We start from the raw sequence: 22,759 nt of genomic DNA, 5'->3' as shown, positions 1-22,759 counted from the left end.
CTCGCGGAAAGTGAGGGTCCATATTTGGCGCAGCCCTGTTGACAAAGTTTGTACCCGGATTGCTTGTATTGCATTGGCTAACAAGGGCAAAAGGGTCCTTCCGGTCATGGTTGAAATAGGTTATCCACAGATTAGCGTCGATAGTCGATAGCGGAATGAATCTTGCTGTACAAGGATTGAACAGTAGTTTGTCGCAGAAGACAGACGGCGGATAGAATTATGAACATGACAACAGCAGCCGATGTAAAGCCGTTTGTGGAACGTGTTGGAAGAGAACTTCAACGCGCTGAGCGCTACAGGATATTCGTTTCCCTGATAGTACTTGATCTCAATTCGATCGAGGCCGATTCTGGTGGAGGCGAGATTGCCGATCTGGCTAAGCTGGTCGATTTGGTCACCGGCAATACCCGTTCGGTCGATTATACGGCTTTAGTCGAAACCGGGAAAGTGGCTGTTTTGCTGCCGGAAACGCCGCGCCAGGGGGCCGAAGTAGCCGGCCGTCGTGTGGCCGAGATAATCCGCAGCAGTTTTCAGTCGGTTAGCTCAGATTCCGGCGATCATGTCATCCCTTTGGAGATGGCGTCGTTTCCGGATGCTGCCGGAGCGCGTACCGTTCAGCAAATGCTCAGTGACATCGCGCCCTTGGAGACCAACAACTAAAGACCCCTGTTTTTTATACCTCCCATTTCCAAAGCGGCCGCCCTGCCCCTCGGGCGGCCGCTTTTTCTCTACAAAACCCAACTGGTCCGCATCATCCCTGTTCCTGGCCGATTACACCTTGCCGTGTGGAGCTTTTACGGTATATTTACAGCAAGTTACATCCGTTGCGATCCGTCACCAAGCCGCCCAGTACAAACCTTGCGGCAGGATGGCGGCCGAAGACAAACCAGGAGGTCCCACCGTGAAATTCGTCAAAGCCATCTCTCTGTCACTTCTTTGCACCGGTCTGCTGGTCGCTTCCTCAAGCGCCGAGAAAATCCGTCCGGCGCTGATTCATGATCTACCACCGAGCGAATTCGCCAAGACCCTCGGCGGTGACCCAACCTCGCTGCTGAGCAGAACTGAGCGTCAGGAAATCGAATCATTCCGTTTCGATGGCGATACGGTCAAAGTGGTGGCAATACTGGTCGACTGGGATGACCGCCCGGCAACCTACTCGAAAGAGACTATGGATACCCTTCTGTTCTCGCGCAACGAGTGGGCGTCCGGATCGATGGCGGACTTTTTCGATGAGGTCTCATACGGCACACAGGCGGTCGACGGTGATTGCTACGGCTGGGTGAACGGTGGGTCTTACAGCGGTGGCAATTTCAATCTCTACGAGTTCGTCACCGACATAATATACTCGCTGGACACTGCGATCGACTATTCGCAGTATGACGGCAACAATGACGGTTATGTCGACGCGGTTGTCATCGTCCGGTCCGGCACCGGTCAGGAAGACAGTCATGACCCGACGGACATCTGGTCTTTTGCCACCGGCTACAGTGCACAGAATGCGCCGGGGCCTTTCGACGGGGGCATGTATGTTACCAGGTGGAATACATCGCCTGAGTTGCAGCCATTGAGGGACACCACCTTTCCGATTTTCTACTCAGGCGAAGACAGCCTCAACGCCATCAGGGTCTTTGCTCATGAACTGACACATAACATGGGACTGCCGGACCTTTATGATTACGACGCCAAGCTGGACCTGAGTACTTATACCACTCCGAATGATGCCAATGACCACCCCATGGTCAACTATTGCATCATGGCCTACGGGGGATACCAGAAGATGCATCGCGGCAAAACGGTGCCGCATCTCAGCGGTTGGTGCAAAGCCAAGCTGGGCTACAACGAACCGATTGTACTCGAAGGTGTCGATACGACGATAATCATGAACGACATAGAGACCCATCAAAACAACTCGCTGTTCAAACTTCCGATTGATGTTGCAGAAGGTGAGTACTTTCTGCTTGAGTATCGCAACGCTCAATCGACAGCCCAGTTTGACCATTTCGATGGCGATTATTCTGTCTGGCTCTGGCCCGACCTGTCGTTCGGGGCCGACACTCTGAACAGCGGGCTGATCATTACCCATGTTCACGACTCAGTTCACTGGTATATGACCAACGATGGCTGGCCGGACTTCCCTAACTACATGGTAGCTCTGGAAGACGCAGGGTACAATCCATCGATGGACTACACCAACAACCCCGGCGGCGTACTGAGTGACAGCGCCGACTGGTGGTATCCCTACGAAACCAGGATCGGCGCTCCTTTTACGAACGAAGTACCTGGTAAGTCTATTTTTGGACCCGGGACGACGCCGTCGAGCGACGGTTACTCCGGACCCACCGGCATCATAGTCGAGGTGCTGAGTCGCGACGGAGATCAACTGGCTGTTCATGTTTACAACCCGCTCTTTTTCGACGCCGACGATGACGGCGTGTCTGATCTCGATGACAACTGTCCCAACACCGCCAATCCCGATCAGCTTGATGCCGACGGCGATGATGTCGGCGATCTGTGTGACAACTGTCCGCTGCTGGCCAACGCTGATCAGAGCGATCTGGATGCGGACAACGTCGGTGACAGTTGCGACAATTGCGTCAATGATGGTAACCCGGCTCAGGAAGACCACGATAGCGATGATGTCGGTGATTACTGCGACAACTGTGTCGAGACCCACAATCCCGATCAGCAGAACTCCGACAGTGACTTCCTGGGCGATTTGTGCGACAACTGTCCCGACTCTACCAATCTGAACCAGGCCGATCAAGACAATGACGGTATCGGCGATGTGTGCGATGCGCTGTGCTGCCAGCTGAGAGGTAACGTCGACAATGTCGGTGGAATCGATATCGCCGATTTGGTCTATCTCGTTGACTTTATGTTCAACGACGGACCGGTGCCGCCGTGTACGGGTGAGGCCGACATGGACGGTAGTGGTGAGATTGATATCGCTGATTTGGTGTATGTCGTCGACTTTATGTTCAACGATGGACCGGCGCCGGTGGCCTGTTTGTAGCAGGCAATCCTGTTTTTTGCGCTTCGCGGTGATACATCACGTTGCGATGAATCGCTCTCTGGTTGGGTAGGTCGAAACCACTGGTCCGAAGGACCGCCCTGAGCGCAGTCGAAGGGCAGGATTCGACTCCGCTCAGCGTGAGGTTGATCACCATCGAAGCTATCTTGAAACCCGGACGAACGTCCGGGCCACCCGCAATGTTCTGTTGGGTCCTGATTTTGGCTTGCCAAAATTGTGACCCGACAGCTTATTCGACCTATGGGATTACGCTTCAAAGAACAGGGTCATGGTTCGTGTTTTTTTGTGACCACATCTTTCTTTCGCCACGAACGCTACGGAGACATTCCGGGTGTTTACGAAGCTATTGCCGAATCATTGAAGTTCTACATGGAAAAGTACAGCGCTCTCCTGCCGGGCTATGTATTCATGCCAACTCACATACACCTTCTAATTGTTATAGATGGCAAACATCTTTCGGCCTTCATGCGTGACTTCAAGAAGTATTTGGCCCAGCACGGACTCAACATCGGCGCCCCTGGAAAGTCCTCGATTTGGGAAACCGGTTACGATCGACAAGCAATAGAATCTGAGATAGTCTTCCGAACAAAACTGGAATACATACATAACAACCCAGGGAAGGCCGGTCTTTGTGTTCAGGCGGAGCGTTGGGAGTGGTCAAGTGCTTCGTCATACTTGACTGATAAGAGGGGGCCGATTCCCATTTGGAAAGATTGGCTCTTCTGAGCCGCAGGGTCTCATCCGCCAAGGCGGAAAGGACCCTGCGGAACGATGAACAATATGGAATGATTGCTTATGTTCTACCCAACCAACGGATATGCCAATCTTGAAACCCGGACGAACGTCCGGGCCACCCAGCCATCTGTGTCTTCGGTCGGGTGGCCGTCTCAAAACTTGTTTGGGACGGGGAAACAACAGAAACACCCCCAAAGAGGCTTTGAGGGTGCCACCCAATGAAGTCAACGACTGTCACCCGTTCCGACCGATCAAATCTCTTTGAAAGAACGGTTTAACCCGTATATTTGGTATGTACACAAAGGCAGAAGGTACACACCGCAAACGTACTTGCACATACGAGGAACAACACGATGAAACCGGCAACCACTCTAATTGCCCTCGGCATTATGGCGCTAGCTGTATCGGCGGCGGCTCAGCCACCGATCCCGTTAAATTATAGAATCAGCTCTTTCGCCCCGGAACTTCAGAACGAAGAGCAGATATGGACCTGTCCGACCGATTCAACGGTCATCATTGCAGTCTGGCGCGATTTCAGACTGGGCTATCGCCAGGTTGGGATCGGTCGTTCGTGGTTAGCCAACGATTTTTGGATTGACTCGCTGATCCATCCAAGCATGCAAGTGTTGTCCAGACAGTCGGACCCCTGCCTGACGGTCGACAATGACGGCAACTTCTATCTCTGTGTGCTGGATTACGAGCCGAGTGCGACGACTATCTGGGATTCATCATATATCTCGGTGTTGAGATCGACCGACAAAGGAGTAAGCTGGACCGGTCCGGTCACACTGGTTGACACAGTGGGACCGTACTTCGAGGATAAGCAGTTCACCGTTGTCGACCGCACCAACGGTCCCCATTCGGGCAACTACTATGTCGCCTGGGCCCGTTTCCCCAATCCGACGCGCATGATGTTCGTCCGCTCCACCGACGGTGCTCAGACTTTCGAAGACACGGTCATTGTGGGTCCTACTCAGGACGGGTCGGCCTGCGGCTGGGGGGAACTCGACGCCGGTCAGTTTGCCTGTCCGGCAGTGGGTAGCGACGGATCGGTATATGTCATGTGGATTGGCGGCGACCTTGATACAACTACCTGCGACTATTTCACGGCGTTGAAGATGGCCAAGTCGACCGATGGCGGCGTCAGTTTCGCCGACCCCGAAGTGATCCGTCATACTGTCGGCAATTGGGGGACGGTGGACGGTGGCGTTAATGTATACAACCAACCGGTAGTTGCCACCGATGTTTGGGGTGGGACGCACGATGGCAATATCTATGTAGCCTACGCCAATATGGATCCGGATAACTGGGAGTTTCAGGACTACAATATCGAAATGGTCCGTTCGACCACCGGCGGTGCGACCTGGTCCGACCCTGTCTACATAAACGATGACTATATCGGAGTCGGCGCGCCCTACGACCAGTTCCATCCCTGGTTGATCTGCAACGAGGAAGGTACTCTGGTTTGTCTCTGGTACGATCAGCGCACCGACGTCATAAATCACTTTCAATTCGACGCTTTTGCAGCCTACTCATTCGACGGCGGTGCCACCTTTACGACCAACCACCGCATCTCCGAGATATCAATTGATCCCGGCAGCTTGAAACTCTCCGGACGCACGACTCCGGCGCCTGATGATCCCCGGATGGAGATCACCGGCAAACGATCCCCTCAAGCCGGGCTGATCGCCGAGTATATCGGCGTGACCGCATTCAATGATCATATCAACGCCACCTGGACCGACACGCGTCATGGCAACCAGGATGTCTACGGCGCCAACTGGACGATCCCGTTCATGAAACCGAGACTACTGTCCCCGGCCGACGGCGCATCGGTCGCCGATTCCGCCTTCACTTTTAAGTGGTCCACCAGTTGGAAGCAGTACGATGATTATTACCGCCTGGAGTTTTCAGAAGACAGTCTTTTCACGAGTTATCTTTTCGTGGCCGGCACGGCCAGTAACCAGGTTCCCAACTACGGTCCGCCGCTGGTACCGGGTGAAGATTACTTCTGGCGAGTGAAAGCTTTCCGCACCTCAGTCGGAGATTCATCAGACTACTCTGAAATCTACTCCTTCTACTACACCGCACCCACCTGTTTTGCCACCGGCGATGTCAATGACGACGGCGCCATACTTTCGGTCAGCGATCTGACCTACCTGATTGACTACGTTGAGGGGACCGGCCCGGCGCCACCGGTGCCTTACTCCGCCGACATGAACGGCGATTGTCAGATCGATCACGAAGATGTTCAGATGTATGAAGATTACTTCGTATTCGGAATGAGTGTGTTTGTAAACGGCTTCCCTGTTCCCAGTTGTTGTGAGGTAAGCACAGCGCGTGGCGCATGCTGTACTGCCGAAGACTGTTTCAACCTAACACCCGGCAACTGTGGTGAACTGGTTGGCGCAGTGTACCAGGGTGATTTCAACTACTGTTACCTCGACCCCTGTGGGGGGTGCATTGGGCTTCGTGGCAATGTTGATGGCGACGTTGGAGACAGTATTGATATCTCCGATTTGGTCTATATGGTCGATTGGATGTTCAACGGTGGACCGGCTCCGCTCAATGACGAGGAAGCCGACCTCAACGGTGACGATGTTATCGACATTGCCGACCTGGTCTATTTGGTCGACTATATGTTCACCGGCGGTCCGGCGCCGCTGGCCTGTCCCTAGGTGATAAATCACCCTTATGCGCTTCGCGGCGATAAATCGCTTTCTAGCTTGCAACCTCACCCTGAGCGGAGTCGAAGGGTGATAAATCACTTTTTTGCCGCTTCGCGGCCTCCTCATGTCATGCTGAGCGCAGTCGAAGCATGAGTCAAACCAACATCATTCTGAGCGGAGTCGAAGGGCGAGGTTTCGACAGGCAGGCCTGTTTTTTCTTTGACCACCAATACAAAGCCATAGAACCACGCGAAGCGTGTGATGTCGAAACCACAGGGGTTTCGACCTACTGCTCCTGTCAGAAGTAACGTAGGGCGGAACCCTCTTGGCGGTTCCGCCAGGACGCATCAGGCGGCAGATGTGGACGTCTGCCGCCCACGAACGCGAGAACGATTATGGGTGGCCGTCTCAAACCTTGTTTGGGACGGGGAACAACATCCAAGCCTGTCATGCCGGACTTTGATCCGGCATCCAGTTCTATATTCGAAGACTGGATTCTAGCCTCCGCCAGAATGACATTCCGGGTGGCCGTCTCAAACCTTGTTTGGGACGGTGGACACGAGAATCACGCGAAGCGCGTGATGTCGAAACCAAAGGGGTGTCGACCTACTGTTGGAGCACTTGCGGGTTGCTTTTGAGCACGGGATCGGTATATTGTTAATAGGTTCGCAGGTGAGGACTTTCTTCTAACCACAGAAGGAAGATATGTGCAACACTAACAAGACGAGGACAGGACGATGATGAAGTTACTGCTCAACCTGACGGTGGTGCTGGTGCTGGCTTTGCCGGTTACTTCACTGGCACAGGCCAAATCGGCGTGTGGGGACGTCAATGACGACGGCACGTTTAATATTACTGATCTGACATACATGATAGACTGGCTGTACTTTAATGGACCGCCACCGCCTGATCCATCGGCCGCCGACATGGATCTCTGCCCAGGGGTCGATCTTGGAGATATCGATTATTACCTGAACTTCTTGTTTTTCGGTGGGCCTGCACCCTGTGTGGGACCGACGGATTGTACACCGTACCCCGCTGGAATGGTCACACTGAGTCATGTCGGAGGAGAAGTCAGTCCCGGAGTGATTTCGACCGGTATACCGATCGTCTTCTACATTCGGTTCATCAACACTACCGACTCAATCATTACGGCGGTTAACAACGGTTTCCGAATTTACTCGCCGGACGGTGCGACCTGGCCGACAACTACCGTGGACACTTTGAATAATCCGACTTTTGATCTAATCAAGCGGGTGGAGCCGTATGGTCCTGGAGGGGATGGTGACGATCTGTTCGGATATATCGGAATGTCACTATCGGGGGGTATGGAGGTTGCAGAGGACGCAATGGCTTTTAGTGCGACCATCGGACCTTTTGATGCCGCCGATGAAGGTAAGACGATTTGTATCGACTCTAGTTTCTTCGGGAATGGCGGTGCCTGGATGTGGTCGGTCAAGGGGAAGATGCGATTTGCCCCAATCTGGGCGGGTCCCCATTGTTTCACAATTGCCCAGCCGCCACCCGGTGAAGCTTCAGTTTCACTCGATCATGTCTCCGGTTATAGTCCATCAAACAATGGCCTGTGGTCGGATGTGCCGCTAACTTATCATCTTCGAATGACCAACATGACCGGGTATGCCGTTCAAGGATTCACCAACGGATTCAGGCTTTATTCGCCCGATGGCGCTACCTGGCAACCGGCTGTGGGCGACACTACCGCCCTTGGCTGGTGGGACAGATTTGAGCTGCACTTTGAAACCACCCACCACAGTTGCGACGGATTCGGAGCCGACACGGTCGGTTTTGGCGGTGTACGAATGGTCGGGCCGGGCCTGGAGGATGGTTTCGACAATGTATCGCTGTTAATCCACACCGAAGTCGATGGCGCCCAGGAAGGCAAGGTTCTCTGTTTAGACTCGGCCTTCTATCCGCCCAGCGGGTATTGGTTATGGGCGCTTGAGTCCACAGCCGGGGTTATACCTGCCTGGGATGGACCTCACTGTTTCGAGATTTTGGGTGTGCTGCCCAGCTCAGGCGATTCACTGGTAGTACCATCAGTAACGGTCGAAACGGGGAACATGGTTCAGCCCGTTCATGTCAAACTCACGCAGCCGATCAAGGGTGCCTCGATCCCGTTGAAAATCCCTGTTGGTGTTGCCGTTGATTCGCTGTCGAGAGTCGGTCTCCAAACTGAGAACTGGGACTACACTTTCAGTTCAGTTGAACCTGATTCCGGTTTTCTCTATATGGCTTTGGCCAACTCGATGGGGGCATCAATCCCGACCGGGGAACACGCCTTATTCAACATCCACTTCAAGTCGCTGAACGCCGAGTGTGACGTGCCTAGTTTGGTCCATTGGGACACAGCATTGTCCCATGATCCGGTCAGGAATTTGCTGTTTGCCGATGTCGACGGCCTGGACGTTGAAGCTGGATTCGACCGCGAGCGAGATGTAACCGAAGTGCCGCCATACACTCCCGGAGACATGGACGGCAGCGGTACCGTGGACATTGGCGATCTCGTTTACATGGTCGACTTCATGTTCAATGGTGGTCCTCCGCCGGCAATAATGAACTCCATGGATGTCAACGGTTCCTGCACCGGGCCGAACATCGCCGATTTGGTGTACTTCGTCGACTACTTCTTCCAGGGCGGTGCCGCGCCGGTGTGCGGATGCCTCGGCGAGGGCGGCCCGAAGATAGCCATCAATGAAACTATCACTATGGCTGCTGTCTACGAAAACGGTAGCACAGCAATCGTTCTCGAAGCGCCTGAGGTACTTCGAGGCTTGGAAGTCCGGCTGGTTGGCGAGACTGTCGCAGAGCCGGTCAATCTGATGGGTGACCGCCTGGATTTACTGTATGGATTCGTAGACGACCGTCTGCGGATCGGACTGCTTGATCTCGATGGCAGTGAGAGCATCGAAGCCGGCATTCGAAAGATCGTTGAGATTCCGGGTAGATGGGAGATCGGATCGGCGCTGGTGGCTGCCGACGGGCGGCGGGCTCAAGGTGTGCTGATAAAGAACGCTTTCAAGGGCGCCGTGACACCATCCACATACACTCTGCACCAGAACTACCCGAACCCGTTCAACCCGGACACGCAGATAGACTTCAGCCTGCCGGTTGGCGGACTGGTGAAACTGGCTGTCTACAACGTCATGGGTCAGAAAGTAGCCGAGTTGGTCAACGGTCATCTCGAAGCGGGCGCTCACTCTGCCGTTTTCGACGGTAGTAACACAGCCAGCGGAGTGTATTTTTACAGGTTGGAAACGACAGGGTACTCCCAAACGCGGAAAATGATGTTGCTGAAGTAACCCCGCGATTCATTACTTGTGTAGGTCGTCCGCCGCGGCGGATTAGCGGTTCCGACAAATGAGAACGGCAGAGCCAGAAGCGGTTCTGCCCTACGGATGCGATTAGTAAGCCACTCCTTTTAAGGAGTGGCTTTTTTTTGTGGTCGTCGGGAAGTTCAAATTGCAGGTGCAGTCAGGCGACTCGCCTGACTGCCAGAGGGCAGTATTGTAGGTCAGGTCCTTTACGCACCTGACGGTGACCAAGAGTCAGGAGCACAGGGGTCCTGACCTACCGAATGTGTCGGGCGGGGTCGCCCAACACCACTGTACAATCTGTGTCCGGAGCACAGGGCTTCTGACCTACTGCTAAAAGGTCTGCGCCTTACCTGCTCCGAGTAGCTTTTTTTGTGGTTGTCTGGAACTTCAATTCGACAAACGAATATAAATAAATTTGAGGCGACTGAAGCGCCCGACAGCAGTGCAACGGTCCAATTCTGGCTATTGACAGGCAACCCGAACGGGTATATTTTGGACCCTGTTTTGAAAAAAAAGAGCCAGATCTGGAACACACTTATCAGGTTTCATTGGTGATGGTGCTGAAAAAACACGAGGTAAGACTATGAACGAAGCATCCACCCCGGCCATGATTGAAGCCGTGGGCCTAAGCAAATACTACGGCGCCTTCGTGGCTATCGAGGATATCAACTTTTCAATCGCCAGCGGGCAGATAGTCGCATTCCTGGGACCCAACGGCGCTGGAAAGTCGACCACTATGCGCATTCTGAGCGGGTTTTTGGCACCCAGCGAAGGAACGGCGTCGATTGCCGGACTTGACGTCGGCTCACAGCGGCTTGAGGCTTCACGACGGCTGGGGTATCTTCCGGAGAACGGTCCTCTTTATGATGAGATGACGCCGGTGGAGTTGCTCAAGTTTTTTGGCTCGGCCCGGGGTATGGCCAACCAAGCTCTCAGCGACCGAATTGAGGCGGTAACCGAATCATGCGCTATCAGCGAAGTGCTGGAGAAGCCGATAGGCAAGCTCTCGCGCGGTTACCGTCAGCGTGTCGGGCTGGCCCAGGCCCTTCTGCACGATCCGGAGGTCCTCATTATGGACGAACCGACGGCTGGGTTGGACCCCAACCAGATTCGCGATTTTCGCACCAATATTTCCAAGTTGGCGCAGTCCAAAACCGTCCTGATTTCAACGCATATCCTTCAGGAGGTGGAAGCAATCGCCGACCGCGTACTGTTCATTCACGAGGGTCGGCTTCTGTTCGACGGCGGCTACCACGAACTGCGCCGCGACGAATCGCTGGAAGAGGCGTTCTACAAGTTGACCAACTACGGTCGTCCGGCGGCCAAGGAAGCGGGGACGGTATGAGCATCAACAAAGAGATGATCCTGACTCTGGCCAAACGGGACCTCAGATCCTACTTTGCCAGCCCGACCGGCTATGTGTTCGTAACGCTGTTCATACTTCTGAGCGCCGCGGCAGCCTTCTGGCAGCAGCGTTTCTTTGCCGACAATCTGGCCAACCTGGACCAGTTGAACAGTCTTTTCCCCCTGTTGCTGGTTTTGTTTGTCCCGGCCCTGACCATGGGCGTTTGGGCCGATGAACGCCGGGCCGGCACCGATGAACTACTGTTGACGCTGCCGGCCACCGATCTGGAAATCGTACTCGGCAAATATATGGCCGTACTTGGGATATATACAGCTTCACTACTTCTGTCGGTCAGCCACATTTTTGTCCTCTTTTGGCTGGGTAGCCCCGACATCGGGTTGATGTTCGCCAATTACTTTGGCTATTGGCTTATCGGTGCGGCGCTCTTGTCGGTCGGCATGTTGGCATCGATGTTGACGGCCAACGGGACGGTCGGATTTGTCCTGGGTGCTGTCTTTTGTTCTGCTTTCGTGTTTGTAAACTCCTCCCAGTGGGTGGTAAGCGATGCTCTTCAGGAATGGTTGGCGCCGATCGGCGTATTTGCATACTTCGCCGACTTTGCCATCGGTGTCATAAGTTTCTCGGGGCTTTTGTATTTTATCTCAGTCGCCTCAGCAGTGCTGTATATCAACGTCATCTTGCTCGGACGCCGGCACTGGCCGGCCGAAGCGGGAGGCTACCGGTTCTGGATACATCATCTGGCCCGCGCCGTGGCGTTGGTGGTGGCTCTGATAAGTCTTAACGCCGTGGTCGGACGGGCCGAGTTCCGCCTTGATTCCACCGCGGAACAGTTGCACTCCCTGTCCGATGAAAGTGAAGAGCTTATCAGTCAGATTCCGGATGACCGGCCCATTTTGGTGCAGGCCTTCATCAGCCCCGAGGTGCCTCGTCTGATGGTGCAGACCCGGGCCAACTTGGTTGGGAAGCTCAAGGAGATCTCTGCGCTCGGTGGTCAGAACGTGCAGGTTATAATTCATGATACCGAGCCCTTCACCGACGAGGCCCGCGATGCGCGTGAAAAATTCGGCATCATGCCGCGCGATGTTATGGGTGTCGGCGGAGCCGCTGAGAAAGTGTTCATGGGGGTGGCTTTCGCCTCGGGTGTCAATGAAATGGTGATTCCGTTTTTTGATCGCGGCTTGCCGGTGGAATATGAACTGATTCGGAGCATTCGCGTTGCGGTCAACACGCAACGCAAAAAGATAGGTATCCTGGCCACGGCGGTAAAACTGTCCGGCGGCTTCGATTATCAGACCATGAACTCCCAACCGCCCTGGTCGGTGGTGGCCGAGTTGAACAAGCAATACGAGATCGCACAGATTTCGGCCGCCGAACCTATCACCGAACCGATGGATGGGCTTTTGGTAGCGCTACCATCGTCCTTGACCCAGCCTGAGATGGACAACCTCAAAGCATACATCCTGGCCGGAAACCCGACGCTATTGTTGGTTGATCCGTTGCCGGTTGTCAACATCGGCCTGTCTCCGGCTGTTCCGGCCGGCGGCAACACCAACCCGTTCCAGCAACAACAACAGCCGCAGGAACCCAAAGGAAACATCAACCAGTTTATGACCGAACTCGGGGTCGGTTTCAATCCGATGCAGGTAACCTGGGATACCTACAACCCGCATCCGGACCTGGTGCAATTGCAACCGGAGATCATCTTCGTGGGCGAAGGCAACCAGACCGTTGATGCCTTCAGCAGTATGAATCGGGCCAGCGCCGGATTGCAGGAGATGGTGGTGCTTTACCCCGGCAGTCTCAACAAGGCGGCCGGTAGTACCCTTGAGTTTGAGCCACTCTTGCGCACCGGACGGGTATCGGGTTCGCTCAACTTTCAACAGTTGGTGCAACGCAGTTTCTTCGGCATGACCCTTAATCGGAACCCCCGTCGCGTGCAGAGTGGTGAGGTTTATACGCTGGCCGCAAATGTTCGCGGCAACTCAACCTCGCCCGGCCAGGACCAATCGAAACTTAACACGGTCAATCTCACCGTGATTGCCGACCTGGATTTCATCAGCGAACAGTTCTTCCAGATTCGTCAGCGTGGCATGCAGAATCTCAATTTCGACAACGTCACATTCGTTCTCAATTGCATGGATATGCTGGTAAGTGACGAATCGTTTATCGATCTGCGCAAGAAGCGGGTCAAACATCGTACCCTTGAAACGGTCGAAGCCCAGACGCGCGGCTTTGTCGAACAGAGGATGACGGAAGAAAGAGAGGCTGAGTCTCAGGCGCAACAGGCGTTGGCCGATGCCCAACAACGATTAAACGAAAAAGTGGCCGAAGTACAGAACCGGCCCGACCTCGATCAGCAGACCAAGCAAATAATGGCTCAGAACCTGCAGGAGGTCGAGAACCGTCGTTTCGAGGCGATGAAAACCAACATCGAAACACGCAAAGAAGCGACCGTGCAGGCATCGAAAGAAAAGATGGAAACGGCAGTGCGTGGTATCCAGACCCGGATCAAAAGTCTGGCCGTGTTGCTGCCGCCGATTCCGGTCTTTGCTATGGGCGTCATGATTTTTGTCAGGAGGCGCAAACGAGAGTACGAAGGGGCCATTGCCGCCAGAAGGTTGAGGAGTTAAGCCATGCACGAAACCAAGAAAACAGCTTACTATATCGGCACCGCCGTCGTGCTTTTGCTTTTGGCCATGGTTACGGCACCGGACAAAATCACGTCCGAAGCCTTTCTGGATCAGGGTGAGGAGTTCTTCCCGGACTTTGTTGATCCCAATGAAGCCACCACGCTCGAAGTGATCGACTACGACCAAACCACTGCTTCGGCCAAACCGTTCAAAGTGACGTTCGATGGTGGACGCTGGACCATTCCTTCGCACCACGATTACCCGGCCGACGGCAAGGACCGTCTGGCCAAGACAGCCGCCGGCGTGATCGGTATCAAAAAGGACGACTTCCGATCGAGTACGGTCGCTGACCACGAGGCTTTGGGCGTGATCGACCCAATGGATGAAGCGGCCAGCCTGACCGGTAGAGGACAGCGGGTGACCCTCAAGGGCTCGGGCAATCAGATGTTGGCCGACTTCATCGTCGGTAGCCCGGTGGGCGGGCGCGAAGGATTGCGCTTTGTCCGAGTACCGGATCAAAACCGGGTCTATGCAGCCAGGGTCGATATTGATTTGTCTACCCGCTTTGAAGACTGGATCGAGACCAATCTGCTTGATGTGCAGAAATTCAAACTCCGGAAGGTCCTGGTCAAAGACTACCGAATCAACGAACGTACACGAAGCGTCGACCGTCGCGATGAACTGGTTCTCTCCAAAGAGGGCGAGACCTGGAAAGCCAACAAGATGCCGTCAGGAAAGGTGGTCGACTCCACCAAGATGCAGGAGTTGCTGACAGCTTTAGAAGACTTGAGAATAGTCGGGGTGCGCCCCAAACCGGAAGGTGTTTCCCAATCATTGAACGAACTGGCCGAGGGAACGAAAATCTCTCAGGCCGATGCTTACTCGCTCCAGAGCAAAGGGTATTTCTTTTCGCGCGACGGCCAACTTTTGTCCAACGAAGGGGAATTGCAGGCTTTGACCAAAGAGGGTGTCAAGTACATCCTTCGGTTCGGTGAGATCGCCTATGGTTCCGGCGATGCGCTGACAGCCGGCGGCGTTGAACAACAGGAGGCATCCGGTCCGGCGGAGAATCGTTACCTGTTCGTCACCGCCGAGTTTGATCAGTCGATGCTGGGCAAAAAACCGACCCCGCCAACCGACAAGTCGTATCAAGGTAAACCGGATTCCACCTGGACCGAAGAGGACCGGGCCAACCGTTTGGCGCAGGATGCCTATGTCAAGTGGGAACGCGACCTGGCCGATGGTCAGAAGCGAGCGGACGAACTCAACGCACGTTTTGCCAAGTGGTACTATGTGATTTCTGCCGACAGCTACGGCAAAATCCGCCGCACCCGCGCCGACATGGTGGTAAAGCCGACAGAATCGTAGGGTGATAAATCACTTTTTTGCGCTTCGCGCCTCGCAAAGTTTGGCGGGTCCATCTTCGCCTGCGCGCCGCGGCGTGAACCCGCCGCTTTGACCGGGCAGACGTGACGTGGCGCACAGGGGTGTGCACTACGCACAAAACGTCCGGACACCGGGCTGTCATTCCTGCGAAGGCGGGAATCCATCTTTTCTTAGTAGAGCGGCATCTCTGTCATGCCGCCGAGTGGCCGTCTCAAACCTTGTCTGGGACGGAGAAGACAAGAGCCACCCCCAAACCGGGTTTGAGGGTGCCACCCAGCAGAAGAACGTCTGGGCAATCCTGACGTGGCGCACGAGGACGTACACCACGCACAAAACGTCCGGACACCGGGCTGTCATTCCCGCGCCATCTGAAGATCACGCGGGCACAAATCATCGAAACACGGACTGAAGTCCGGGCCACCCAGTCGTGACTTAACTTGTGGCTGTGTCGGAATTCTTTTCAGGAGGATCAAGAACGTCGTCGGGTACAATGGTCTTAGGTACGAAGACACCCAGATAACGCTGGTACCATCTCCAGTTCTTCCGCTCGGCTTTCATGAACTTCTTGATGCGCTTCTCTCGAGCCTGGGCGACTACGTCGTGAGCCTCAATTTTCAACAACAGGATTTCGATCGTTTCGCGTTTCTCCAAAGCACATCGGAGAGTGTCGTAATCCTTGATACTAAACACCGACTGAATGATCGGCTCGAAGAAGACCATCGCCTGTGAACCGATAAAATTTAGCGGCTTTACCGATTCAAGCGCCAGTATAGCCGGGACCGTCATCTTCCATGCGACAACTTTTTGGGCCAGCTTCTCCAGTACGGCATCCTCCTCGGCGGGCAATGCCGGCTTTTCCGGATCGGGCAGTTGCCGGTTGGACTTAAAGAAACTCATGTCTGCTGTTCACCTGCGGAAGTTTTCGACTGCGGTGGTTTTCCGATATGGTCGCGCACAAAGGCTATAACTTCGTCCCGATTGCCCGAGAACATCAGATAAAGCCCCCGGAAGTTTTCAAGCCTTGAGGGTTCGGCAAACGGCGAGAGCAGAAGGCCGTTCTTGTCGGGATAGAAACTGCGATACTGCGACCATGGTTTACTGATCGTTGTAGTGGTCGTTTTGACGGTTACATTTTCGGCGGTTAGTCGATAGCTTGTTGGAAAGTAGAACTTGGCCAGAGAGCCGAGCATAACCACCAGGGCCAACACCGTGAAGACTCTGGAATCGGTGCTGTAGAATACAGCCATGGCCACTATGATAATGAACAACGACACCGCGAAGGATACCGACAGTCGACGTTTGACCGGGTGGCAACGCCACTGAAGTGAGTCGCCCTGCTCGTTTGGTGTGAGCTGGGTCGACGCTGATGCGCCACACTTCTGAGAATTATCAGCGTTCGGTTGGGGGTCGGCCATGACACTCCTACTCGGCCTGTCGGTACCGTTCTTTCTTGACCTTCTCCATGATGTCAATAAGTTCCTTGGGCTCAAACAGTTTTTTCTCAATCAGGAGTCTGACCAGCGCTTCCTGGGCGAGGTTGTTGGACAGGGCAAGTTCTTCATAAGATACCTCGCGTTCCTTACCGTCGATCACCATTCTCAAAGCGACTTTCTTGTCATCCATAGTCGTACCCTTTGGTCATTAACGTGGGTCCTTTAATGTGCGTTGAATATAATCTATCTGAGATAAAAAGCAATGCTTGCCGCATCACTCGATGGGTGGTTCGTCGGCGACAGTTGTGGGCGGTGTTAGCGGTTGGGCAACGCCTGAACTGATGCGATAGAGTGGCATATTTGTATTCTCGCGCTGATCCGACCAGGTGATCCGCCCGGAAGCGCCGACAAAGTCGCGGGTTGCAGCCAATCGCTTTACAAGTTTGTCCCTGTCTCCCGCAGACTCGGCTATCGTCAATGAGATCAGCCTGAGAGCATCATATCCAAGGGCTGCCAGGCGGGGTGGCTGCATGCCGTACCGAGTATCATAGGCGGCGGCAAACTGAGTGTATTCCTCGGAGTTAAAGGCCGATAGGAACGGCGACGGCAGGACAGCGCCACGAGTGACATCGTCGCCAAGCCTGAGAATGGCATCGTCGGCCCAGCCGTCACTACCGAGGTAGGCGCCTTCGATTTTGTAAAAGTGTATTTGCGGCAATAACTGCCTCAGTTGTTGTGGTGAGCCGGGCAGGTAGAGGCAGTCGATTTGTACAGGGATACCGTCGGGGTCGAGAGTGTCACCGTACTCGTTGGTGAAAAAAATGGAATCCGGATGACGGTCCCACAGCATCGCTTTGACATCACGCAAATACGGTCCGAAATCTTTGTCGCGTGATCGATAGTACTCTACCGCCACCACCTCTCCTCCCAGAGTCTCAAACCTCCGGGCAAACGCGCGTGACATTCGCAAGTGATCGGCGGCGGTCGATGTCACGATGACCGCTGAGTCGGCTTTGAGGCTGTCGACTGCGTACTGAGCCATTATCAGCCCTTGTAACTCGATATTCGGAGACAACTGAAAAGTGTTCTTTGACAAACGAGCCAACCCCGCCTGGGTGGCGGCCGGGATCACCAAAGGCAGCTCACGACAAGCCAAGGTGGCCGAGGTTACAGCAGCGGCATCCGAGGTCAGAGGACCGATAGCAGCCGGGATGGACCTGTCCTGAGACAATTCGGCGGCCAGCCGCGCTGCCTCCATGGGGTCACCTTTGGTATCGTGGGGCACCAATTCAATGAGCAGGCCGGACTCCCGACGGAACCGTTCGGCCGCAATCACCGCGCCATTGTAAATCTCCTGACCATATCCTGAAAGTTCACCGGAGAACGGCAACATCATCGGTATCGACAAGGTCTCGTTGGATGGTGACGAGTTTTGTACCCGACGCTGATACCGATCCATCTGCTCACCACATGCCGTTAGCAGCCTTTCGGCTGCCGCTCGGTTGCTTGATTGAGCCAAATAGGGTGCCGTGGATCGAACGATAGGGCATCGTTTGTGTTCCGGGATGTTCTCCAGAAAGGTGGGATCAAGTGTGACCGCAGAGGCATTGGCCAAGGCAGCCTCTATGGATCTGCGCACCAGGTCATCCAGCCGATTGTCTTGTGACAGTCGGTAGGCATCGAGATAATTCTGCACCGCTTCGGCGCCCTGCCCCTGACGGTATTGGCAGTTGGCCAGAAAGAAGTGAGCATAAGGGGTCTCGGCTGAACCTGCGAAGCGGTTTAAGAAAAAACTGAAACCGGCCGCGGCTTTTGCAAACTCACCGAGATAGAAGTCACACTTGGACCTGTGCAGGACGAACAGATCAAGATTCTTACTGTCCGGGAACCGCCCCTCAAGTTGCTGGAAGACTTTTGAAGCTCCGAAATAGTCGGACTCTCTCATCAGCCGCCGACCCTTGGTGTACTCGGCCACCACTTCCTTTTGGTCCTCGATCCCGGCGGCGCAGAGAGCGATCGAGTAAGCGACCAGTAAAGTGAGACCAATGAGGGCCGGCCACAGCTTTTTCTGCATCAGAGTTGATATTTCCCGAAATCTTCTGGGTTGATCCGTTTCAGACGTTCTCGTAAGGACTCCGGATCGGTCGGCATCGGCGGCGGCTCGGATGTTTGGTCGTCTGCTGAGAGACTGAACAGTTCCTCATTGACGTAGATCTTCGCCTTGGTTTTCAATGCCAGGGCGATTGAGTCTGAAGGTCGTGCATCGATCTGGTGAGTGTGATCGTTGCAGGTCAGATGGATGCGGGCGAAGAATGTCTGATCCTTCAACTCGGTGACTTCCACCCGATCCACATTGGCCTCCACAGCGCCGATTACGGTTTTCAGTAAATCGTAAGTCATCGGGCGTTTCGAGCTGATGCCGGACAGTTCCATAGCGATTCCCCAGGCCTCGGCATGACCGATCCAAATCGGTAAAACCTTGTCCAGCCCAAGGGGTGAGAGGATGACCACGGGCGAGTTGGTGGTCATATCCATGGCCAGACCCTCAACGGTCGCTTCGATCAGGTTCATACTCAGGTTTTCTTTACTACCCAGAGTTTCAACTCGGCCGTGACATCTTTTTCGATCTTGATCGGTACGGTGTAGACACCCAGCACCTTGATCGGCTCGTCCAGCTTGACCGTATGTTTGGGTACGGTGATACCTTCGGTGGACAGCAATTCAACAATGTCGTGAACGGTGACCGATCCGAACACCTTGTCCTCTTCACCGACCAGCACTTCGGCCGACAACTCCAGCTTCTCTATCTTCTCCTTGACAACTTCGGCTTCACGACGGAGCTTGCGTTCGCGGAGTTCTTTCTGCTTGGTGACCTCGCCGATTGATCTAAGGTTCCCTTTGCTGGCCACAATAGCCAGATTACGGGGAATCAGGTAGTTCCGACCGTAGCCGTCTTTTACCTCGACAGTCTGACCGGCCTGGCCGATATCAGCGACATCCTCTCTCAATATTACTTTCATCGTTGGACCTTCCTATAAAACCACAAATACTCTCTTGTTTACACCGCCTCAGTAGCCTGAGGTTCCTTTTTCCGCCAATCGGCGAAACCATCGACAAACCCCAACAGGATCAGGGTTCCAAACAGAGCCGCCGCCGCCAGAAAGCTCCAGAACTGCGTCACGAACAGCAGCAGGTAGAAGCTGATTCTCAACAGAGGCGACAGACTCAACTTGTTCATATAATACTCGATCAAAGCCAGCCCGGCAATAGAATAGTAGACAGCCAGAATGGCCAGGACATTGTCTGAAACCAACTGGACCGTCTCACTACCCATCAGGCGCGCTAATATGGCCACAGCCAGAACCGGGGTAACAGCAAACGGCACCCGCCAGTTACTGAATGGTATCCACAAGCGTCTCTCTGGATAACGTCGTCCCATTACGTAACTGAAAGCCAGAAACCCGAAACTGAACTGCAAGAGCGCTCCCAACAAAGTCAACGCCGGAACAACTCTGGTCAGTGCCGTAAACATCTTGGCACTTTGATTCAGGGCGTCCTGGGCAGTCTCGGCACTGGCGCCAAGTGAACTGTACAGAGACTCCAGCTCGGTCAGAATCGTCGGCAGATCTTCAGTCATCTTCGCCATGACAGGTCCCCATAGACTGGAGAACTGGGCCGTGAAAAAAACGACGACGGCAAATCCGGCCAACAGATAAACCCGGCCGATCGGCTTTTCGTCGGCCATCATACGACCGGCAATCACGCCGCCAAACAACATCATGCTGCATCCCGTCAGAAGTGGCCAGATATTGGCCAACCCTGAGACCAGAAAACCCAGAATGAAGGCAGTAACGGCGCTGCCCCAAAGCATATTGGTTCGCCGGTCGAAAGCCAACTCAGCTATCCCGTAGAATAGATACATGGTGGCAAAGTAGGCCACGACAGAGATCAGCAGCGTCAGCAGAAAAGGCACCTGAACGACAGATTCCGAATGTGTCAGGATTACGACAATCGGGAAGAGAACAGCCGTCAGAACATGGGTGCTCCGTCGGCTGTTTTCTACCGTTTCCTGCGGGGCCACCGTTGGGGCCGCTTTCTCACCTATAAGATTCACTCTCAAAGGCCAGTATTGCCAGAATACGCGCTCTTTTGACCGCAACGGTCAGTTTTCGCTGGTGGCGGGCGCAGTTTCCGGAGATGCGGCGGGGGATTATCTTCCCGCGTTCGTTCACAAAACGGCGAAGTAATCGCTCGTCCTTATAGTCCACATATTCGATTTTGTTTTCACAATAGCGGCATATCTTCCGTCGTCTCATTCTCATCTCAGCCATATCATTATTCCTTTCAACTTACTTCGTGGGCGACAAGTGGAAACCACATGTGGCCGTCCTCGTCTGCCCTTGCATCGACCGCGCTCACCCTTCGACTGCGCTCAGGGTGACATGGGTTTGGCACCCAGGCCGTACACCACGCACTGGAGCTCAGCCGGAGTCGGCCGTGGAGTTTAACCAGTCGGTTGCAGCGATCCACTACAGTTCCTCGTCCTCACGATACTCTTCGGTAGCGGTCTCTTCGGCGGGGGCAACCGGTGGGGTAGGAATGGGTGGTTCAGGTTTGGGCTCAGCCGCGGCCGGTTCGGGGGTCGGTTCAGGCTCGGTTGCCTTAGTCGGCTCTGCCGTCGGGGCCGGTGTCGGTTCCGGCGTCGGGGCCGGTGTCGGTTCCGGCGTCGGCGCCGGTGGTGCCGGCGGCGGCGTTTCGGCGGCCGTCTCCTTGGCTACAACCGGTTCCGGGGTAGCTGGTTTTTCAACCTTGGTTTCGGTCGCAGATTCGTCGGTTGCCTTCGCCACTGGTTCGGCCGCCGGTTTACTCTCTTGAGGTTCGGTACCAGCAGGTCTGCGGCCGGTTCCTTCCGGTCGACCTCTATCGCGGAATCCGTCGCGTCCGCCTTCGCGGCGGCCATGGGGTCGATCACCGTAGCCACCTCGCGGGCGTCCAAAGGAACGATCATCTTCCATTCGGGGTGCATCTTTGTCGGGGATTTGCCCTTCATACACGATAGTCAGATGCCTTAGGTAGGCCTCGTTCAGTTGCATGTGACGGTCAATACCGGCCACCACTGTCTTTGGCGCTTCGAAGATGAAATTGGCGTAATAGCCCTGAGTCAGCTTTTTGATCGGGTAGGCCATGCGACGCGTGCCCATGAGGTTATCATAGACGATTTTCCCGCCGGATGAGGTGATAATATCCGTCACCGCCTTGACCTGTGCGTCGATGGTGGCATCGTCGGTTTGAGGGTTAATAATGAATGTGGTCTCGTACAGTCTCATCAGGTATCCTCCCTGTGGACGTTGTTTAAGGTTCAAACGGCCTGACTCAGGATAAAGTGAAGAAAGTCAGGCAGGGTTAATATTATATTTTGTCATTGCCTCGTCGAGACAATGGTCTTTGGCAAACAGGACCGCCTCGGTTGCGGCGGTAATCATTTTTTCTTTCGGTTCTATCTCCTCGCGTTCAAAGCGATTCAGCACATACTCGGCTCTGTCAATATTATCGGGCGGGGCGCCGATTCCCAAACGCAATCTGGCAAAGTTTTCACTTTCGAGCGTTTCAATAATCGAGGCCAAACCGTTGTGACCGCCGTCGGAACCGTCGCGCCTAAAACGCAACCGACCCAACGGTAGGTGGACATCATCGACTATCACCAACATCTGCGATTTGGTCAGTTCTTTTCTCTGTAAAAGAGCCTCAATCGCCGCACCGGAGCGGTTCATGTAAAGCCGAGGCAGCATCAACACTGTCTCGTTGTCGCCATGTCTCGCCACCGCCCAGTCGTACTCGGCAGTTGCCGGCTGGAGCACGGCCTTGAGGGCTATGGCGACCTTTCGCACGACCTCAAAGCCGACATTGTGGCGTGTGCCTGAGTAGGCGGCGCCGATATTTCCCAGTCCAACAAAAAGCGAGAGCATAACAACGCTGCCCACGGCAGCCCGCCAGTATAGGAAAATCGCCCCCACCTGTCAAGCGGTTTTGGAGGGTGTTTTGCAGCCCGAATTGCCTCACAATTAATGTTACCGAAGTGCCGGGAATTGTCAGGGTCGAATGATACGTTGACTCATAATTGATGTTACCGAAAGGAGACGCGATTATGGGTGGAGATTCCAAGCAAGATTACCT

The 22,759-nt window shown here is 54.5% G+C and carries 18 protein-coding genes; 8 read left to right on the top strand and 10 right to left on the bottom strand.

What is annotated here, in order from left to right; genetic code table 11:
* Positions 1 to 219: 219 nt before the first annotated feature.
* The 8 genes from OEV49_11105 to OEV49_11070 all read left to right on the top strand — a co-directional run bounded on the left by OEV49_11105 (position 220) and on the right by OEV49_11070 (position 15,134).
* Complete coding sequence (locus tag OEV49_11105) at positions 220 to 660, top strand: hypothetical protein (GenBank protein MDH3891621.1); 441 nt, start codon at positions 220 to 222, stop codon at positions 658 to 660.
* Positions 661 to 901: 241 nt separating this feature from the next.
* A complete protein-coding gene (locus tag OEV49_11100) occupies positions 902 to 3,013 on the top strand; it encodes a M6 family metalloprotease domain-containing protein (protein MDH3891620.1) in 2,112 nt (703 codons plus the stop codon).
* A gap of 303 nt (positions 3,014 to 3,316) precedes the next feature.
* A complete protein-coding gene (locus OEV49_11095; GenBank protein MDH3891619.1) occupies positions 3,317 to 3,757 on the top strand; it encodes a transposase in 441 nt (146 codons plus the stop codon).
* 362 nt (positions 3,758 to 4,119) lie between these two features.
* Positions 4,120 to 6,444 (top strand): hypothetical protein, encoded by a 2,325-nt coding sequence (locus OEV49_11090; protein ID MDH3891618.1) that lies wholly within the window; start codon positions 4,120 to 4,122, stop codon positions 6,442 to 6,444.
* A 728-nt stretch (positions 6,445 to 7,172) separates the two neighbouring features.
* Positions 7,173 to 9,755: a T9SS type A sorting domain-containing protein gene (locus OEV49_11085; protein MDH3891617.1), complete on the top strand. Its 2,583-nt coding sequence runs from the start codon at positions 7,173 to 7,175 to the stop codon at positions 9,753 to 9,755.
* A gap of 598 nt (positions 9,756 to 10,353) precedes the next feature.
* Positions 10,354 to 11,115 (top strand): ABC transporter ATP-binding protein, encoded by a 762-nt coding sequence (locus OEV49_11080; GenBank protein ID MDH3891616.1) that lies wholly within the window; start codon positions 10,354 to 10,356, stop codon positions 11,113 to 11,115.
* Entirely contained in the window at positions 11,112 to 13,766 is a 2,655-nt protein-coding gene (locus OEV49_11075) for a Gldg family protein (GenBank protein ID MDH3891615.1), read from the top strand. Before OEV49_11080 ends, OEV49_11075 begins: the two co-directional genes overlap by 4 nt.
* Positions 13,767 to 13,769: 3 nt before the next feature.
* Positions 13,770 to 15,134, top strand: coding sequence for a DUF4340 domain-containing protein (locus OEV49_11070; protein ID MDH3891614.1), 1,365 nt, complete (start codon positions 13,770 to 13,772; stop codon positions 15,132 to 15,134).
* Positions 15,135 to 15,584: 450 nt separating this feature from the next.
* Here OEV49_11070 and OEV49_11065 read toward each other — a convergent pair whose 3' ends face one another.
* The 10 genes from OEV49_11065 to pth all read right to left on the bottom strand — a co-directional run bounded on the left by OEV49_11065 (position 15,585) and on the right by pth (position 22,566).
* A complete protein-coding gene (locus OEV49_11065) occupies positions 15,585 to 16,049 on the bottom strand; it encodes a hypothetical protein (protein MDH3891613.1) in 465 nt (154 codons plus the stop codon).
* Positions 16,046 to 16,567, bottom strand: coding sequence for a divalent metal cation transporter (locus OEV49_11060; protein MDH3891612.1), 522 nt, complete (start codon positions 16,565 to 16,567; stop codon positions 16,046 to 16,048). Before OEV49_11060 ends, OEV49_11065 begins: the two co-directional genes overlap by 4 nt.
* A gap of 7 nt (positions 16,568 to 16,574) precedes the next feature.
* Positions 16,575 to 16,775 (bottom strand): hypothetical protein, encoded by a 201-nt coding sequence (locus OEV49_11055; GenBank protein MDH3891611.1) that lies wholly within the window; start codon positions 16,773 to 16,775, stop codon positions 16,575 to 16,577.
* An 84-nt stretch (positions 16,776 to 16,859) separates the two neighbouring features.
* Positions 16,860 to 18,659: a penicillin-binding protein activator gene (locus OEV49_11050; GenBank protein MDH3891610.1), complete on the bottom strand. Its 1,800-nt coding sequence runs from the start codon at positions 18,657 to 18,659 to the stop codon at positions 16,860 to 16,862.
* Positions 18,659 to 19,156, bottom strand: a complete 498-nt coding sequence (locus tag OEV49_11045) for a bifunctional nuclease family protein (GenBank protein MDH3891609.1) — start codon at positions 19,154 to 19,156, stop codon at positions 18,659 to 18,661. Before OEV49_11045 ends, OEV49_11050 begins: the two co-directional genes overlap by 1 nt.
* A 2-nt stretch (positions 19,157 to 19,158) precedes the next feature.
* Entirely contained in the window at positions 19,159 to 19,605 is a 447-nt protein-coding gene (rplI, locus tag OEV49_11040) for a 50S ribosomal protein L9 (protein ID MDH3891608.1), read from the bottom strand.
* Between the two features lie 38 nt (positions 19,606 to 19,643).
* Positions 19,644 to 20,699, bottom strand: a complete 1,056-nt coding sequence (locus OEV49_11035; GenBank protein MDH3891607.1) for a YybS family protein — start codon at positions 20,697 to 20,699, stop codon at positions 19,644 to 19,646.
* Positions 20,683 to 20,916: a 30S ribosomal protein S18 gene (gene rpsR / locus OEV49_11030; protein MDH3891606.1), complete on the bottom strand. Its 234-nt coding sequence runs from the start codon at positions 20,914 to 20,916 to the stop codon at positions 20,683 to 20,685. The genes OEV49_11035 and rpsR overlap by 17 nt, the downstream gene beginning before the upstream one ends.
* A gap of 198 nt (positions 20,917 to 21,114) precedes the next feature.
* Entirely contained in the window at positions 21,115 to 21,912 is a 798-nt protein-coding gene (gene rpsF, locus OEV49_11025; protein MDH3891605.1) for a 30S ribosomal protein S6, read from the bottom strand.
* Positions 21,913 to 21,978: 66 nt separating this feature from the next.
* A complete protein-coding gene (pth, locus tag OEV49_11020; protein ID MDH3891604.1) occupies positions 21,979 to 22,566 on the bottom strand; it encodes an aminoacyl-tRNA hydrolase in 588 nt (195 codons plus the stop codon).
* Between the last annotated feature and the right edge of the window lie 193 nt (positions 22,567 to 22,759).

Source organism: Candidatus Zixiibacteriota bacterium (assembly GCA_029860345.1).
Lineage (GTDB): Bacteria > Zixibacteria > MSB-5A5 > GN15 > FEB-12 > JAJRTA01.
Note: the sequence above shows the minus strand (reverse complement) of the source record. Positions and strands in the feature narration are given on the sequence as shown.